Below are 17,208 nucleotides of genomic sequence, written 5' to 3' on the forward strand. Positions count from 1 at the left end.
CACTCGCCCGGAAAGGACACCATGACTCGTCGCCTCGACCTGGCCATGCTCCTGCTGCTGACCTTCTCGACCGGCATGGTCGACGCCATCGGCTACCTCGGCTTCGACAAGGTCTTCACCGGCAATATGACCGGCAACGTCGTCATCCTCGGCATGGGCCTCGCCGGCGCCGACGGCGTACCCGTCCTCCGCCCCGCCCTCGCACTCGTGTTCTTCATGGTCGGCGCGGCACTGTCGGGTCGCATCCTCGGCGACATCGGCGAGAATTGGCACCACCGGACGACCCTGACCTTCTCCGGCGTCGCCGTCGGCTGTGCCGCACTGTCCATCTACGTCGCCGTCGTCCCCGACCCCGAGATCGGGCTTGCCGGCACGATCTTCACCTCGGCCCTGTCCGCGCTCATGGGTGCGCAGGCCGCGGCCGCACGGAGGATGAAGATCGCCGACGTTACCACCGTCGTGGTGACCTCGACGATCGTCGGCCTCGCCGCCGATTCGAGCCTGGTCGGCGGTGACAACGTCCGCCGGATCCGCCGGGCACTGGCCGTCGTCCTCATCCTCATCGGCGCGCTAGCCGGTGCCGCCACGCTCATGCTCAATCAGTGGATCGGCATCGCGCTCGTCGCCGTCATGATCGCCGCCGCAGCCGTGATCGGCCACGTCGGCGAGAAGAAGAGACGAACCCGCGCCGAGGCGGCCGCCGAGACCGTCACCGCGTGACCCCCTGATCGGAGGCCGGGCGTGGGCAGCTCGCCCCCCGGGACCACTGCACCGTCGAGCTGAGGGCAGAGAGACCCAGACCGACGCTCAGAATCGCGTGATGATGTTGAAACCCTTCGTCGCGAAGTTCGACATGTTCTCGAAGACCTCATTGACGTCCTCGAGTCCGACCTCACGCTCGATGAGAGCCTCCGGGTCCAGTCGCCCCTGGGAGACGAGTCCGAGCAGGCCGGGGTACTTCGGCTGCGGGTTTCCGTAGCTGCCGACGATCTCGAGTTCTGCGGCAGTGACGAAATCGATGGGGATCTGCGCCAGGCCCTTCTCCTCGGAGCCGGTGAGACCGACCTGGACGTGACGCCCGCCCTTCCGCAGGGACGTAATGGAGTTCGTGATCGTCTCCTGGATGCCGAGCGCATCGATGCCGACGTCGGACCCGCCTCCTGTGATTTCCCTGATCTCTCCTGCGACGTTCCCGTCCCGCGAGTTCACTCCGTGTGAAGCACCGACGTCCTTCGCCATGGCGAGTTTGTCTTCGCTGATATCGACGGCGATGACTCGCGCGCCGACGGCCGCTGCGGTCTGGATGGCCGAGAGCCCCACACCGCCTGCCCCCTGGATTGCCACCCAGTCGCCCGGCTCGATGCCGCCTCTGACAACGGCGTGATACCCCGTCATGAATCGACAGCCCAGGGCAGCGGCTGCCTTGGCGCTGACGTTGTCAGGCAACATGATGAGATTCGCATCCGCCTGCTTCACCAGGAGGTACTCTCCATAGCTGCCGCCGGACCCGGAGAAGCCGTAGACGACAACGTTCTCACAGATATTGGGCCGTCCTGCCAGGCAGTACCGGCACCGCCCGCAGCTGTGGTGGAAGGGTGCAGTGACCTTCTGCCCGACGCTGAACCCTTCGACACTGTCTCCGACCTCGACGATCTCACCGCCGAACTCGTGGCCGAGCACTGCGGGGACTTCGACCGTGACGCCCAACCACTGCTGATCGCCCTGCCATCCGTGCCAGTCACTTCGGCAGATCCCGGAGGCCTCGACCCTGAGCACGACATCCTCTGGCCCCGGACTTGGGTCTCCGACATCTTCCACGCTGAGTGGTCTGCCGATTTCTCGAACTACTGCTGCACGCATCTTCAACTCCATCGTCGACTTCTGTCAGCGGCCGCGTCCGGCCCGCAACTGCTGCGGACCTGCATCGATGCGGCCGCTGGCTACGACCCTATCCAGGAAACTCCTATTTGAGAACAGGTTCTCGGATACTGCAGATCTGCCCATGACGATCAGTGAACAGGCGTCGCCGTCGCCGCAGTGGTGATCGAACAGCTGAGGGACCCGGCCCCCTCACCTCTGTCCCTCTTCGCCGAGACAACTCCCCAGATCCTGCAGGGTCGGCCTAAGCGCACGCCGAGCTTCTTCCACACCACGAGGATCGCCCCCACGCTCAGCGCTCCGGCAAGCAACACCCAGTAAGCCGGGGCTTTTGCGTCGCCGGTGATGGCGATGAGCCAGGCCGCCACCAGCGGGGTCAGTCCTCCGAAGATGGCAACGCCGACGTTGTACCCCAGTGACAACCCGGTCCCTCGCACCTCAGTCGGGAAGATGTCGCCCATGACGCTGGCCAGCGGCCCGTAATAGGCGGCTTTCAGGATCGAGAAGATGACGACCACGACGATGAGCACTGACAGCGCGTTGGCAACGACGACCCAGGTGAAGAGAACCCACGTGAGCACCATGACCGCGAGCGCCGCTGGAATCATGAAGGTCAACCGTCCGACCTTGTCGCAGAAGTAACCGGCGACCGGTGTGCAGAAGAACAGCACGAGTCCGGACACAAGCGTTGCCCAGAATCCTGCGGAGCTATTCATACCGAGGTTGTCGACAGCGTAAGTCGGCACATACGTGATGAAGTAGTTGAGGCAGGTCGATACAGCGATCGCACCGATCACCAACAGCACCGCCAGTTTATGATGCCGCAGCACCCCTCCGATGGCCGCCGCTTCCTTCGGCGTTTCTGCCTGGGCAGCGGCAAACTCGGGAGATTCGGGAACATGCCGACGCATGTAGAGTCCGACCGGGCCGACGAGGAGTCCGACGATGAATGGCCGCCGGAAGCCCCAGGTCTCGAGTTGCTCTTGAGTCAGCGTCGTCGTCACGGCCACACCGATGACGGAGGCGAGAATTGTCGACATCGCCTGCGAGGTGAACTGCCAGCTTGCAGCGAACCCTCGGCGATCGGGCAGGTGTTCGACCATGAGCGAGGTTGCCGAACCGAATTCTCCTCCGGCGGCAAACCCCTGAACGAGTCGGGCAAGCAGTACGAGCAGCGGTGCAGCCAGTCCGATGACATGAGCCGGTGGCATGAGAACGATCATCAGGGTGCCTGCGAACATCAGCCAGATCGTCAGCGTCAGCGCTGGTTTGCGTCCCTTCCGGTCAGCAAAGCTGCCGAGCACGATTGCTCCGACCGGGCGGATGAAGAAGGACAGAGCGAAAGTGCCCAAGGCCAGCATCACTGAGACCGCATGGCTCTCGGAGGGGAAGAACGCTACGGAGATGTAGACGGAGAAGCACACATAGACCTGTCCCGAACACCTGGAGCGAGAGGACGTGACAAGCATCGCGAAACGCGCGTTCTATTCGCGGGACAATATTCTCTCACGGGCCATCAGCGCTGTCGGCTGACGCGGCCATGCCGCCACAGAGGCCGATGTGACGCATGAACTCGGTGCACCGTCAGGTTCGATCTGCCACCGCTTCCCGACTCGGGAGTCGCTATTCGCTTATGCCAGGATCCGGTGCGTGCACCGATTCCACGACACGTTTGCAGCGATCACGGATGTCGATGACCCGCTCAACCCGTCTATCGAAGACTTCCGGCAGCGACTCACCGCCCGCGGCCATCACCCCTTGAGGCGCGTCATCTCCGGGTCGAAGAGCGGCTCGGCGGTGACTGTGGCCGGCAGGCGGCGCCCGAGGTATTCGATCTCCACGGCGTCACCGACCGACAGAGTGTTCGGCAGCCAGGCGTAGGCGATCGACTTCCCGATGGAGTATCCATACGCCGCCGAGGTGACGTAGCCGTCCGCGGCTCCGCTTCGACCCGCGGAACCCCCGTCACCGTAGCCGTCCACGGAAGACCCGTCCGACTTCGCCGAGGCGGCTCCGCCGTTCGCGTCACCCGACCCGTCCGAGCTCGCCGAGGCGGCCCCGCCCTCCGCGACACCCGACCCACCGACCACGTACACCGGCTCCTTGCCGAGCACGACGTCAGACGGCACATCAAGGGTCAGGCAGGTCAGCTTCGTCGTCGCGGCTGCGGCCCTCGACTCCAGCGCGGCCTTGCCGGTGAAGTCGTCGGTCTTCGAGGCCTTCACGGCGAATCCGAGTCCGGCTTGAACCGGTTCGTGTTCGCTGGTCATATCGGTGCCGAAGGACCTGAACCCCTTCTCCAGGCGCATCGAGTTGAAGGCTTCGCGGCCTCCGGCGATGATGCCGAATTCTTCACCGGCCTCCCACAGCACGTCCCACAGTCGCGATCCCAGATCCGCGGAGGTGTAGATTTCCCAGCCGAGTTCGCCGACATAGGACAGGCGCATCGCCGTCACCGGCACTCCCCCGAGGACCGCGGGCTTGGTACGGAAGTACTTCAGCCCGGCATCACTGAAGTCCTCGTCCGTGACCTTCGCAATGACGTCCCGGGCCAGCGGACCCCACAGGCCGATACAGCAGGTGCCCGGCGTCGTCTCCCGCACTGTCACCCACTTCGAGGGGTCGGCCGCCGACTGGTGCCGGGCCGCCCGCGAAACATAAGCGAGGTCGATGTTCGAGTTCGCTCCCACCTGGTAGGTCTCTTCGTCGAGGATCGCGACCGTGATGTCGCTCGTGATGCCTCCGGCCTCGTCGAGCAGCAGCGTGTAGCTGACCGCTCCCGGCAAGCGCCGCATCGACGAGGTGGTCATCCCGTGCAGCAGTTCGCCGGCACCGGGGCCGGTGACTTCGAAGCGTTTGAGCTGGGTCATGTCGAACATCGCCACCGAGGTGCGCGTCTTCCACGCTTCGGCTGCGGCGATGGGCGAGTGGAACTGATTCGCCCAGGCGTCTCGTTCCGGTGCCGCCCACTCGGACGGCATTTCCGACAGCAGAGCGGCGTTCGCATCGAACCAGTGCGGCCGCTCCCAGCCGGAGGTCTCTAAGAAGAACGCACCGAGTTCCTCCTGCTGCCTCCGGAACGGGCTCGAGCGCAGGTCACGCGGGAAGACCCGTGGCTGCAGGGGATGGATGATGTCGTAGATCTCGACGAAGTTCTGCTGAGAGGTCTCGCTGACGTAGTCCGCCGATGTCTGCACATCCTCGAAGCGGTTGAGGTCGATTCCTGACAGGTCGGTCTGCGACCGCCCTTCGGCGATGAGCTCGGCCACGGCGCGGGCGATGCCGGCGCCATGGGTCACCCACACCGCCTCGGCGACGAAGAACCCGTCGACCTGACGTGACTGCCCGACCAGCGAACCGCCGTCCGGGGTGAACGAGAAGATGCCGTTGAAGCCCCGCTGGATCTGCGTCTGCGCCAGCTCCGGCAGCAGCGCCTTCGTCGCCTTCCACTCGGCAGCGAAGTCGTCCGGAGTGAAGTCGAGGCTCGAGGGCATGCGCTCCGAGGTGATCTCGTCGGGCGAGTAGGTCTGCAGAGTGTCCAGGTCGACAGGCATGGGTCGGTGCGCGTAGGAGCCGATGCCGATCCGCTCGCCCCACTCGCGGTAGTACAGGTCCTTGTCCTGGTAGCGCAGGATCGGAGCCTGTGCACCGGCCGGCAACTCGTTCTTCCCCACCAAAGACGGCACCTCGGTGGTCCAGGCGAACTGGTGGCCCAGCGGCAGCAGCGGGATCGGAGTACCGACCATCTCACCGATCTTCGGTCCCCAGAATCCGGCGCAGGAGACGACGATATCGGCGGGAATCCGGTCATCGCCGCAGATCACAGCGCTGACGCGACCGCCGGTGGTTTCGATGTCGGTCACCGTGGTGCGGTCGCGGAATTCGACCCCTGCGGCACGGGCACGATCGATGACGAGCTGAGTGCCCTTCGCCGCCAATGCGAGGCCGTCACCCGGGGTGAGCAGACCGCCGTGGACCATGTCCCGGTTGAGCATGGGGAAGAGTTTGCCGCACTCGTCGGCGTCGATGACGTCGGCTTCGACGCCGTAGGAGCGGTTCCAACCGGCCCGCCGGTGCAGGTCCTGCAGCCGATCCTCGGTGGTGGCGATCTCAAGGCCTCCGACGGGCAGGAACGATCCGCGCCCGTCGGCGTCCTTGAGCGAGGTGAGCTTCTCGATCGTGTACTGCGCGAATTCGGTCATCGACTTCGACGCGTTCGAGGAGAAGACGAGTCCCGGGGCGTGTGAGGTCGAGCCGCCCGGGATGTTCAGCGGGCCCTGTTCGATGACGAGGGTGTTGGTCCAGCCCAGCTGCGCGAGTTCGTCGGCGAGGTTGGCGCCGACGATGCCGGCTCCGATGATGACGACTCGTGGTGATGAGTTCGGCACTGAGTACTCCTTAATGGTAACGATTGTGGGGACTGCTCTCGCAGCTGTTGTGGCGGCCTCACCCGCGGTTCAGGCGTCGATGACGAGGTCGGTCTTCGCCGTCGAGCAGCACGGCAGGAACTTCCCAGCGTCGATCTCTCTGGCGCGGATGCCGCCCAGATGGTTCATCTCGACGTCGCCGTCGAGCTTGACGACCTTGCAGGATCCGCACATGCCCTCCTGACAGTTCGCGGGGATCTTCACCCCTGCCTTCCGCGCGGCCTGAAGGACGGTTTCGTCCTCCCCGACGCAGACGTTGAGGCCGGTGCGCACGAACGACATCGTGTGCTCACCCTGCCCCACAGTAGGCAGTGCGGCCGGGTCGACGACGGCGATTTCCTCATCGTCGCCCGACTCCCTCGCCGAGGCTGCCGACCCATCCCCAGCCGGGACCGCGGACCCAGCGTCGGACGCAGATCCGAGCCCTGCCTCGGCGAGGTTCTCATCGGTGACGCCGACGACCTCGATCTCGACATCGTCGTCGACGGGCACGACCGCCTCGGCGTCGACCGCTTCGGTCGGGGCACCTGCGGCTTCGATCGGGCCGTCGGCGTCGTAGTCGGGTTCGTACATGTCGAGCGCGGCCGGCTGAGATTCGAAGTACTCCTCGGTCGTCGCCGCGATCTCCTCTGCGATCTCGCCGGCGATGGCGACTTCCTCGGCGTATTCGGCACGGATCACACGATCGCCGGAGAAGAACTCCATGAACACCGAGGTGTCGTCGACACCGACTTCGCGCAGCAGTTCGGTCGCAGAGTTGAGGTATCCCTCCGGGCCGCAGGCGAAGACCTGCCGACCGTTGGCGTCGGGCACGAGCTCCTCGAGCAGTGCAGTCGAGAGCCGTCCCGTGCGTCCCTCCCATTCGTCGCCGCATTCCCGATCGCCGAGGCAGTAGATGACCTTGATCCGGAAATCCACGTTCGCGAGGAAGTCGAGTTCCTCGGAGAAGGCGAAGGAGTCGGGGGCGGCTCCGTGGTAGAGGAGGACGACATCGGCCTGGCCGGGCAGCGAGTGGACGGTGCGGACCATCGACATCAGTGGAGTGATTCCGGCTCCGGCAGCGAGCAGCAGGAACCGTGCTCGCCGGTCGTAGTCGGCGAGGTGGAAGGCGCCGACCGGGCCGAGCATGTCGAGGACGGTCCCGGGGCGGAGGTGGTCCTGCGCCCACGGCGACACCTTTCCCTTGGGGTCGCGTTTGATCGTGATCGAGAACGTCCACGGCTCGGTCGGAGCCGAGGAGATCGAATAGCTGCGCGACACCGGCTCGGCATTCGGTCCGTCCATGGGGAAGTCGATATTGACGTATTGCCCCGACCGGAACGCCAGGGGCGCCCCGTCCATGCGACGGAAGACGAAGACCATCATCCCTCCCGCCTCGGGGATGGTCTCCACACATTCGGCGGCGAATTCCTGCGGGTGCCACGGACCCAGCGCGGTGGCGGCTCCGGCCGGCCCCGAGGCGGAAGAGAGCACGCGGTTCCAGGGCATCTCCAGTCCGCGCACCCGCTGGGCCAGCGGCAGCGCGGGCACAGCGGACGATCTCATCCGACGTGCTCCCGCGTCCGCTGCACGTACCAGTTGATGAAGGCTTCGACCTGGTATTCGCTCTTCATGTACGGACCCTGCTCATAGAACGGACTCGCCGCTCCCTGCTGGCAGAGTTCGACGAAGGCCTTGTCCTGCAGGTTGGTCTGCTTCCATGTGTGAGTGAGGGTCGCAAGGTCATAGTCGACGCCTTCGACGGCGTCGTCGGCAACGAGCCAAGTGGTGCGCACGAGGGTCTTCGAGGCACTGATCGGGAATGCCGCGAAGGTGATGACGTGATCGCCGAGGAGGTGGAACCAGGAGTTCGGCTGCAGATGCATCGAGCAGCGACCGAGGCGGAAGTCCGGAAGGTCGCCGAGCAGCTTCTTCGACAGCCGGCGTCCGTCTGCCGAGAAGGACTCCCCCGCCCCGTCGAGCGATTCGCGGGAGATGCGGATGCCGCCGACCCGGGTGTCGAGTTCTTCGACGACCTCATAGGGCAGGCCGTAGCGGCGGCAGCGGTATTCGAGGGAGGCCTGCGCCTGCTGGTTGCGGTCCCAGACGTCTTCGAGGTGCGGTGGGATCGTCTCGTCGGTCAGGCCCCAGGTCGGGAACAGCGAGCACGCGAGCTCCGGGTGGCCGCCGCAGTGGTAGCACTCGCGGTTGTTCTCCATCACGAGCTTCCAGTTGCCCTCTTCGACGATGTTCTGCTGATAGGCGACCTTCGTCTTCGCCAGCTCATGAGGGGCGATATAGGGCTCGAAGATCTTCGCGGTCTCGTGGAAGTCCGTCGGCGGCTCTTCGGCCAGGCAGATGAACACGAGTCCGGCGGCGATCTTCCCGTGCGCGCGTTTGAGTGCGTAGCAGGACTTGTCGAAGGTCATCTCCCCCGGCGCCGCGGCGTGGATGAGGTCGCCCTCGGGAGAGTACGTCCACGAGTGGTAGCCGCAGACGAGGTTGCCCGTCGTTCCCTGCGCATCGGTGAGGACTCGTGCCCCGCGGTGGCGGCAGACGTTGTGGAGGACGTTGACGCCGCCGTCGTCGCCTCGCAGGACGATGAGGGAGTACGGACCGTAGTCGAGCGTGACATAGTCACCGGGCTCGGGGATCTCGGCGATGCTGCACGCGAAGACCCAATGCTGACCGAAGATGGCCTGCATGTCGAGGTTGAAGAGGTTGTCATCGGTGTAGAACGGTGCCTCGAGCGAGAAGCCGACCCGACGGGTGTCGAGTCGGACGCGGATCTCGTCAAGCTTCTCTTCGCTGAAGCCCGCAGGGAAGCCCTTCTTCGTCGGTGCCAGATTGGTAGCGGTCAATTCTCATCTCCCTGGATGTCTGCCGATTGCGGCCGGACGACGGGCGACACACCTCAGCGTCGTACACCGCAGTGACCGAGCCGTGTGAGCGCGATCACGTAAGCAACGATAGCGATCTCGACTTTGCAGGAAAAGCGCGAGATTTTGTCCAATATCATGCGGAATAACTGCATAATGTGAACCATGCTCGATCCTCGACTCACGACCCTGCGAACCTTCGCCGCCTGTGGCACCGTCGCCGCCACCGCGGAGCTCACCGGATACTCGCCGTCTGCCGTATCCGGCCAGCTGCGAGAGCTGCAGCAGAGCCTGGGAATGACGCTGCTGGTCAAGGACGGACGCGGGCTGCGGCTGACCGCGACGGGACGCTACCTCGTGCGCCGCTCTGATGCCCTGTCGGCCGAGTGGGAGGACATCAAGGCCGGCGCGCTCGGAGCCGGCGAACAGGCCCCGAATCACTTCGGCATCGGCGGTTTCTCGACCGCCTCGTCGAACCTCCTCGCGCCCTTAGCCGCGAAGCTGCGCACGACGCGCCCTGAGGTCCACGTCCACGTCATCGAGGCGACCCCGACCCGTTGCTTCGAACTCCTCATCGCCGAACGCATCGACCTCGCGGTCATCGTTTCCATGCAGGGCAATGTGCAGGTCGAGGGGGACGATCGCTTCGAGAGCATCGACCTCCTCGACGATCCACTCGACGTCATGGTGCCTGCCGACCACCCTGTCGCCGAACGCGAATCGGTGGCCTTGGCCGAGCTCGCCGGTGAGGAGTGGATCACCGCCGGGCCCGGATCGCCGTACCACTCGCTGTTCGTCGCCGCGTTCACCGCGGCTGGCGTGACGCCGACGGTGGCCCATGAAGCCGTCGAGTGGGAGACCTCGGCGGCCTTGGTCGGTGCGGGGGTCGGAGTCAGCCTCCTACCGAGACTGGCCAGCCTCGCAGGAGAGGCCAATGTTCGCCGAATCCGACTCAGCGGCACGGGGCGGCCGAGCCGGAAGATCATCGCCGCCGTGAGAACGGGCAGCCGCAGGTCTCCCCTGGTCAGGGAATCGATGCAGCACCTGCGCACGACTTCCCAGTACATCCTCTCGACGCGACTGCGCGAAGATTCCTGAGGCGCACCGACGAAATCCTCTCGCGACCGGAAGCTTCCAGGACCTCCTTGGTATCCGTTTGCGACCACCGATTTGTGTCACCGGGGTCCCCCGCCGCCCAACTTGTCACCTGCGGGTGGATCCACCGCTATTCACTCTGGATTTTCGCGGTGGATCCACCCGCAGAAGACATTCTGCTTTGTGCCAGAGGTCTCAGCGCATCTCCTCATCTTCCAACCGCGCGAACGCCAGGTGGGCGAGCGCCGCGGCCTGATCGCCGAGCAGTCCGTCGTCGAAGACCACCCTGGGCGAGTGGTTCGTCTCCGCGTCCGGGTCGATGCCTTCCGGCGTCGCCCCGAGGAACACAAATGTGCCCGGAACCTTCTGCAGAACGTAGGAGAAGTCCTCGGACCCCATCCGCGGATGCTCCATCTCGACGACCCGTTCGGCTCCGAAGACCGATCCCAAGCGCTCGAGCACGGCCGCCGACTCGGACGCGTTGTTCACGGTCACGGGGAATCCCACTTGGAAGTCCACCTCGGCGGTGCAGCGGTGAGCCCGGGCGATGTTCTCGGCGATCTCCGTCACCCGCTCCTGCAGCAGGGCAACAGATTCGGCGGAGAGGAAGCGGACGGAAGCGGTGAGCTTCGCCGAATCCGGGACGACGTTGCTGGCCTGCGCGGCTTCGAGCTGGGTGACCGAGACGACGACGGGATCGAAGATGTCGAAGGACCGACCGGTCATCGTATTCAGGGCCAGCACCACCTCGGCGAGCGCCGGCACGGGGTCGCGGGTCGCCTGCGGTTGGCTGCTGTGTCCGCCGGCCCCGTGGATTGTCAGGTTGAGGTCGGCGAACCCGGCCATGAGCGGCCCGCCTTTCGTCGTGAAGCGACCTCGAACGTCGGCTTCGACGTGGATGCCGAAGGCCGCGACGACCGGGACGCCGGCTGCCTCGAGCACGCCTTCGGCGATCATCGGCTCGGCCCCGCCTTCGACCTCCTCGGCGGGCTGGAACATGAAGATGATCGAACCGGGGATCTCCTCCCGGTGAGCGGCGAGCAGGCGGGCGGCACCGACGAGTCCCGCCGTGTGCAGATCATGCCCGCACGCGTGCATGTTCCCGTTCTCAGACGCGAAGTCCAGGCCGGTGTCCTCGACGACCGGCAGCGCGTCCATGTCCCCGCGCAGCAGCACCGCGGGACCGGGCCTCCCGCCCTTGAGGACGGCCACCACCGAGGTGAGCGACTCCCCCGTGGTGATCTCAAGTCCCAGCCCGGCCAGCTCATCGAGCACCGCCTGCTGCGTGAAGGGAAGGTCGAATCCCAGTTCGGGGTTCGCGTGCAGCTTGCGTCGCAGGGAAACGAGATCGCCGAGGTGGCCCTGAGCTTCGGTGCGGAAATCTGGGATGGTCATGGGGCTCCTCATCGTGTGGGCGGCGTGCGGTTCGGTTCGACCGGTTTCGGTCGGCTGCTGTTACCAATCTATGCCCTCCGGTGGTCGGCGCACCCTTGTTGCTGGTCGACACGGGCAAGTAGCGTTGATTACCCACGTCACTCAACGAGGAGACCGAGCGTGCGCATCATCATCACTCAGAACATCACCCTCGACGGTCGTGTTGAGATGCTCGACGACTGGTTCGATCCGCAGGCCCAGGACGAGGAGCTCTCGGCCGAACTCATGCGGCAGTCCGCGAACGAGGACGTGCTGCTGCTCGGTCGGCAGACCTTCGAGGACTTCCGCGGCTATTGGCCGAACGCCACCGACGACACCACCGGAGTCGCGGACCACCTCAATCAGGTCGACAAATGCGTCGTGTCATCGACGTTGACCGAACCGGGTTGGCAGAACACGCAGATCATCAGCTCCGATCCGCTGCGCGCGGTCGCTGACCTGCGCGAAGCACCGGGCCGTGACGTCATCGTCACCGGCAGCATCACACTGGCGCACGAACTCATCGCGGAGGGACTCGTCGATGAGTATCGGATGTTCACCTATCCGGTGTGGCAGGGTCGCGGACGCGGTTACTTCCACGATGGAGCGCACTCGGCCAGACCGCCGCGCCTCAAGCTCATCGATGCGAAGTCCTTCCCGAGCGGCATCACCTACTCGGCCTACGAGCCGAGCGCCTGACCGGCGGCGAGCTCGCCTCGTGCGTGGCAGCGCGCCGCCCCACCTCACGCCGTGCCGAACATGACCTTCCGGCCATCGGGGTCCTCGACCGTGACGACGACATCGTCGACCGCCACGAGCGGAGTGCCCGCGTGTCTGATCCGTTCGAGGAACTCCGCCTGATCCGGAATCCGGAAGTACAGGTGCGTGAGATTCGACCCGACTACGGGCGGGAACGCGTAGTCGGCGAACGCCTCAGCCGAGTGCAGCGCCACCTGCACTCCCCCGGCCTCGGCAGTGAAATACGTGTACTCCTCATCACCCTCGGTCGTCAGCGGCAGCCCTGCGATCTCGCGATAGAAGGCGGCGGTCGCCTCGGCGTCGGTGCAGGTGAGGAACACCCCGCGAAACGTGGATTCCACGGCCAACTCCCTTCGCTGCGGATAGCACGGACCGTGCTCCGTGCGATTCCGGTAGCCGCAGTGTACCCGCCGAGGCGGCCGATCGTCAGTGCCCCAATGGCGAATCCGAGGCGAACAGAGAACACCCGGGACCTCCCCGAACCTGCCGACCGCAATCGTCCTTGCCAAGTGACGCACATACTCCACACATTCTTCGGGGAGTCGGCCCTGTTAGCCTGGCAGGCTGAAACCAATGAGCAGGAGTGAATGTGCGAACGAAACGGTGGCTGCTGGGCCTGGCCATGTCCGTCTCCGTGGTGGCGTTGGCCGCCTGCGGAAGTCAGGGCGACGAAGCAAAGCCGAAGGAGTCCTCGGCCGCGGCCGAACAGTCCCCCGGCGCCGACTCCACTCAGGACCAACAGGGCAAACCGAACACGAAGGACATTCCGAAGGTCGTCGCCGAAGTCAACGGCGAGAAGATCCTCAAGGACGACTTCGTTCCCCTCTTCGAAACCCAGTATCAGCAGATGCAGATGCAGGCTCAGCAGTCCGGACAGCCGGTCGACGAGAAGGACCTGAAGAAACAGACGGTCGAGAACCTCGTGAGCACCGAAGTGCTCGTCCAGGAAGCCGACAAGCGCAAGATCGACGTCTCGGACAAGGACATCGACAAGGGGCTCAAGGAATCCGCGAAATCGGGACAGATGAGCGAGAAGGACTTCCTCAAGGCCATGAAGGATCAGGGCATGGATGAGGAGAACGTCCGCTCGGAGCTGAAGAACCAGCTGAAGATCGAGGGCCTCGTCGAGGACGAATACGGTGAGTTCGAGGTCAGCGGCGAAGAGATCGGACAGGCCTACGAACAAGCGAAGTCCCAGCAGGAGCAGATGGCTCAGCAGGGCGGCCAGGGCCAGCAGGAGATGCCGCCGATCGAGGACATGCGCCCCCAGCTCAAGGAACAGGTGAAGAACCAGAAGTCTCAGGAAGCAACGCAGAAGTACGCGAAGAAGCTGCGCAAGCAGGCCGACGTCACGATCCACCTCTGAGGCCCGAGAGCCACGGACGACATCCCACTTGGCAAGAAATTGCCGCCTTTTCTCAAGAAAATGCTGAGTGTTCCTCGCATTTCTCTTGTGTGGAACTTACTCTGAGGTGGACTCTCCGGTCGGTCAACTGACCACCGGCCGCACCTGCCGTCCGCTGACCGGTGTCGACGGTGACACGAGTTCCACTGCAGAAAAGGACTTCCCGTGGCTTCCATACTCACGCGCTCGGCGATCGTCGCGCCGAAGAACTTCAACCGGTGGCTGATCCCACCGGCCGCTCTGGCCATCCACCTGTGCATCGGCCAGGTCTACGCATTCAGCGTCTTCAAGATCCCCTTCATGTCGCACTTCGACGCCGGTGAGGTCTCGATCGGCTGGATCTTCTCGATCGCGATCCTCATGCTCGGCATCTCCTCGGCCGTCTTCGGCCCCTGGGTGGAGAAGAACGGCCCCCCGCCTCCATGGTCGCGGCCGGAACCTGCTGGGTCATCGGCTTCTTCATCGCCTCGCTCGGCATCATGACCGGTCAGCTGTGGCTGGTCTACCTCGGCTACGGAGTCATCGGCGGAATCGGTCTGGGCATCGGCTACATCTCCCCAGTCTCGACCCTGATGAAGTGGTTCCCGGATCGTCCGGGCCTGGCTACGGGGCTGGCCATCATGGGCTTCGGCGGAGGTGCCCTCATCGCCAGCCCGATGTCGAACCAGCTCATGGCCCTCTTCGGCGGCGGCTCCGATCCGGAACACCTCGTCGCCGGTCTGACCCCGACCTTCGTCACCCTCGGCATCGTCTATGCCGTCGTCATCGCCGCCGGGGCCTTCGTCATCCGCGTCCCCCACCCCGAATGGACCCCGAAGGGCTTCGACCCCTCGAAGGTCAAGGCGAAGCCGATGCAGACGAAGGGCAACGTCTCGGTCCGCAATGCCATCCGCACACCTCAGTTCTGGCTGCTGTGGGTCGTCCTGTTCCTCAACGTCACCGCGGGCATCGGCATCCTCGAGAACGCCGCCCCGATGATCCAGTCCTACTTCGGCATCACCGCGGCCGCAGCGGCCGGCTTCGTCGGTCTGCTCTCGATCGGCAATATGGGCGGCCGATTCATCTGGTCGACGACCTCGGACTACCTGGGTCGGAAGAACAACTACATGATGTACCTCGGCGTCGGAGCGATCCTCTACCTCGTCGTCGCCCTCTTCGGCGGCGGCTCGATATTCCTCTTCGTGCTCGCCACCCTCATCATCATCTCCTTCTACGGCGGCGGGTTCGCCACGATCCCCGCCTACCTCAAGGACCTCTTCGGCGTCTACCAGGTCGGAGCCATCCACGGTGCCCTGCTCACCGCCTGGTCGGCGGCCGGTGTGGCCGGTCCGCTCATCGTCAACTCCGTCGTCGAGGCCGGCGAGGCGGCAGGCAAGGAAGGCCCCGAGCTCTACACTCCGGGAATGTTCATCATGGTCGGCGCCCTGGTCATCGGCTTCATCGCCAATGTGCTCGTCCGTCCGGTCAGCGAAAAATACTTCGAACGCGAAGAGGACGTCGCCGCCAAGCAGGCCGCCGCCCTCGAAGAGAACTGAAGGAAGGGTCAGATCATGAACGATTCCACCCCCGTAGCCCACGTCCCCGACTCCGGATCGCCGCAGTCCCCCGTCGGCGGCGCTTACAAAGCCGTCGGCTCCGTCCTCACCGTCGTCGTGGTCGGCGGCCTCCTCTGGGGCCTGTCCCTGACCGTGGTCAAGGCCGTCGCGATCTTCACCGGCTGAGACTCCCTCAGACAGGATCCCCGCCGAGGCGGTTCCCCACCCTCACTTCGCCGAGGCGGTCCTGACGTAGCCGACACCCCACCGATTCCCGCGGAGCTTAAGTTCAGCTCCGCGGGAATCGGCGCATTCATGCCCGGGCTCGGCCCTCCCAGCTCCCGCCTGACAAAGTCGAAGCCTCGCTCCAGCTGCGCCACAGCCTGGCCACAGTGGCCAGGTGCTGAATGGGAGTCATCACGCACTCCCACTCAGCAGAGAAAGGCACAGACCATGAACGAGAACAGGCGCACGAGGTCCGGACACACCGGCCACAGCCACCCTCGGCGCCGCCTGGCAATGGCGGTCACCGCCGCAGCAGCGGCATTGGCACTGACCGTCGGCACGGCCGCGAGCCTGCCGGCCGCCGCGACGTCCCACGCCTCGACCATCGCGACCTCCCAGTCCGCGATCCCCTTCACCGGACAGCCGGCAGATCCCGGACAGGGCAATGGCGGTCAGGACGGCTCCAACGGCATCACCCCGGGCAACGGCACCGCGCCCGGCGGGAATGCACAGTCGCCGGACACCGTCCGGGGTTCCGACGGCTCGAGTCAGCAAGACTCGTCGCCTGCCAGCACCGAGGAATCCACGGGAGTCGTCCTCATCGACACCCAGCTCGGCTATGAGAACGCCGAGGCGGCCGGCACCGGCATCGTGCTGAGCAAGGACGGTCTCGTGCTGACGAACAACCACGTCATCGCTGATTCGACGAAGATCTCCGTCACCGTAGCCACCACCGGTAAGACCTACGAGGCCTCTGTCGTCGGCTCCGATTCGACGGAGGACGTCGCCGTACTCCAGCTCAAGGGCGCCTCGGACCTGCAGCCGGCCGCGGTCGATGACGACTCGGTCACGGTCGGTGACGACGTCACCGCCGTCGGAAACTCCGAGGGACAGGGACAGCTGCAGGCCGCCGACGGCACGGTCACCGACCTCGGCGCCTCCGTCACCACCACCGCTCAGGGCTCTGAGGATTCGGAGACGCTGAACAATATGATCCAGGTCCAGGCCGATATCGTCTCGGGCGATTCGGGTGGGGCCCTGCTCGATGACGAAGGCGAGGTCGTCGGCATGAATACCGCGGCCTCGTCGGGATCGGCCACCGTCACCGGCTTCGCCATCCCGATCGAGTCGGCGCTGTCCACGGCCGAGTCGATCATCGACGGCGAGCAGACGAGCACGAACACGCTCGGCTATCCGGCGTTCCTCGGCATCGGGGTCCAACAGGATTCGCAGTCGGGTCAGGGCCAGTCGGGCCAGGGCAGCCAGTCGATCCAGCCGGGAGACGGCAGTTCGAACGGACAGTCGGGCCAAGCCGGCCAGTCAGGTCAGTCAAGCCAGTCGGGCTCGTCGTCGCAGGCCGCAGGAGCAGTCGTCGCCGGAGTCTATGAGGACACCCCCGCCGCCGAGGCGGGACTGACCGCCGGAGACACGATCACACGGATGGGCTCGACCCAGATCACCGACGGCACCGCACTGTCGGAGGCCATCTCCGAGCACAAGCCCGGTGACACCGTGTCGCTGAGTTGGACGGACACCGACGGTCAGACCCACAGCGCGAAAGTGACTCTGACCGAGGGGCCCGCGGCCTGAGCCGGAGATTGCCCAACCACCCC

At 65.2% G+C, this 17,208-nt stretch carries 13 protein-coding genes and 1 pseudogene; 7 read left to right on the forward strand and 7 right to left on the reverse strand.

Going from position 1 to position 17,208, the window contains the following annotated elements; all coding sequences use genetic code 11:
* Positions 1–21 precede the first annotated feature (21 nt).
* Entirely contained in the window at positions 22–720 is a 699-nt protein-coding gene (locus HK353_RS07965; protein ID WP_173154943.1) for a YoaK family protein, read from the forward strand.
* An 87-nt stretch (positions 721–807) separates the two neighbouring features.
* Here the strand turns inward: HK353_RS07965 and HK353_RS07970 are convergent, their stop codons facing one another.
* The 5 genes from HK353_RS07970 to HK353_RS07990 form a co-directional block, all read right to left on the reverse strand.
* On the reverse strand, positions 808–1,872 hold the full coding sequence (locus HK353_RS07970; RefSeq protein ID WP_425350541.1) for a zinc-binding dehydrogenase: 1,065 nt from the start codon (positions 1,870–1,872) through the stop codon (positions 808–810).
* 137 nt (positions 1,873–2,009) lie between these two features.
* Complete coding sequence (locus HK353_RS07975; protein WP_173154949.1) at positions 2,010–3,347, reverse strand: MFS transporter; 1,338 nt, start codon at positions 3,345–3,347, stop codon at positions 2,010–2,012.
* Between the two features lie 282 nt (positions 3,348–3,629).
* A complete protein-coding gene (locus tag HK353_RS07980) occupies positions 3,630–6,266 on the reverse strand; it encodes an FAD-dependent oxidoreductase (protein WP_173154952.1) in 2,637 nt (878 codons plus the stop codon).
* 69 nt (positions 6,267–6,335) lie between these two features.
* Positions 6,336–7,850 (reverse strand): flavin reductase family protein, encoded by a 1,515-nt coding sequence (locus tag HK353_RS07985; RefSeq protein ID WP_173154955.1) that lies wholly within the window; start codon positions 7,848–7,850, stop codon positions 6,336–6,338.
* The gene (locus HK353_RS07990; RefSeq protein ID WP_173154958.1) at positions 7,847–9,145 is read right to left on the reverse strand and encodes an aromatic ring-hydroxylating oxygenase subunit alpha; all 1,299 of its coding nucleotides are present in this window, start codon (positions 9,143–9,145) and stop codon (positions 7,847–7,849) included. Before HK353_RS07990 ends, HK353_RS07985 begins: the two co-directional genes overlap by 4 nt.
* Before the next feature lie 183 nt (positions 9,146–9,328).
* Here HK353_RS07990 and HK353_RS07995 point away from each other — a divergent pair, with 183 nt between their 5' ends.
* Entirely contained in the window at positions 9,329–10,261 is a 933-nt protein-coding gene (locus tag HK353_RS07995; RefSeq protein ID WP_173154960.1) for a LysR family transcriptional regulator, read from the forward strand.
* Between the two features lie 192 nt (positions 10,262–10,453).
* On the opposite strand, the gene HK353_RS08000 is transcribed toward HK353_RS07995, so the two are convergent.
* Positions 10,454–11,653: a M20 metallopeptidase family protein gene (locus HK353_RS08000; protein WP_173154963.1), complete on the reverse strand. Its 1,200-nt coding sequence runs from the start codon at positions 11,651–11,653 to the stop codon at positions 10,454–10,456.
* Between the two features lie 159 nt (positions 11,654–11,812).
* Here HK353_RS08000 and HK353_RS08005 point away from each other — a divergent pair, with 159 nt between their 5' ends.
* Complete coding sequence (locus HK353_RS08005) at positions 11,813–12,370, forward strand: dihydrofolate reductase family protein (RefSeq protein WP_173154966.1); 558 nt, start codon at positions 11,813–11,815, stop codon at positions 12,368–12,370.
* Between the two features lie 44 nt (positions 12,371–12,414).
* Here HK353_RS08005 and HK353_RS08010 read toward each other — a convergent pair whose 3' ends face one another.
* Positions 12,415–12,771 carry a VOC family protein gene (locus HK353_RS08010; RefSeq protein ID WP_173154969.1) on the reverse strand — a complete coding sequence of 119 codons (357 nt, stop codon included), beginning with the start codon at positions 12,769–12,771 and terminating at the stop codon, positions 12,415–12,417.
* 248 nt (positions 12,772–13,019) lie between these two features.
* Between HK353_RS08010 and HK353_RS08015 the strand changes: the two genes are divergently transcribed.
* The 4 genes and pseudogenes from HK353_RS08015 to HK353_RS08030 all read left to right on the forward strand — a co-directional run bounded on the left by HK353_RS08015 (position 13,020) and on the right by HK353_RS08030 (position 17,185).
* The gene (locus HK353_RS08015) at positions 13,020–13,796 is read left to right on the forward strand and encodes a SurA N-terminal domain-containing protein (protein WP_342589852.1); all 777 of its coding nucleotides are present in this window, start codon (positions 13,020–13,022) and stop codon (positions 13,794–13,796) included.
* Between the two features lie 204 nt (positions 13,797–14,000).
* Positions 14,001–15,370: pseudogene (locus HK353_RS08020) on the forward strand (L-lactate MFS transporter).
* A gap of 15 nt (positions 15,371–15,385) precedes the next feature.
* A complete protein-coding gene (locus HK353_RS08025; RefSeq protein WP_172172908.1) occupies positions 15,386–15,556 on the forward strand; it encodes a hypothetical protein in 171 nt (56 codons plus the stop codon).
* Positions 15,557–15,823: 267 nt separating this feature from the next.
* Complete coding sequence (locus tag HK353_RS08030; protein WP_173154971.1) at positions 15,824–17,185, forward strand: S1C family serine protease; 1,362 nt, start codon at positions 15,824–15,826, stop codon at positions 17,183–17,185.
* Positions 17,186–17,208 lie beyond the last annotated feature (23 nt).

Origin of the sequence: Brevibacterium permense, from assembly GCF_013280495.1 — a bacterium.
Classification (GTDB): Bacteria; Actinomycetota; Actinomycetes; order Actinomycetales; family Brevibacteriaceae; genus Brevibacterium; species Brevibacterium permense.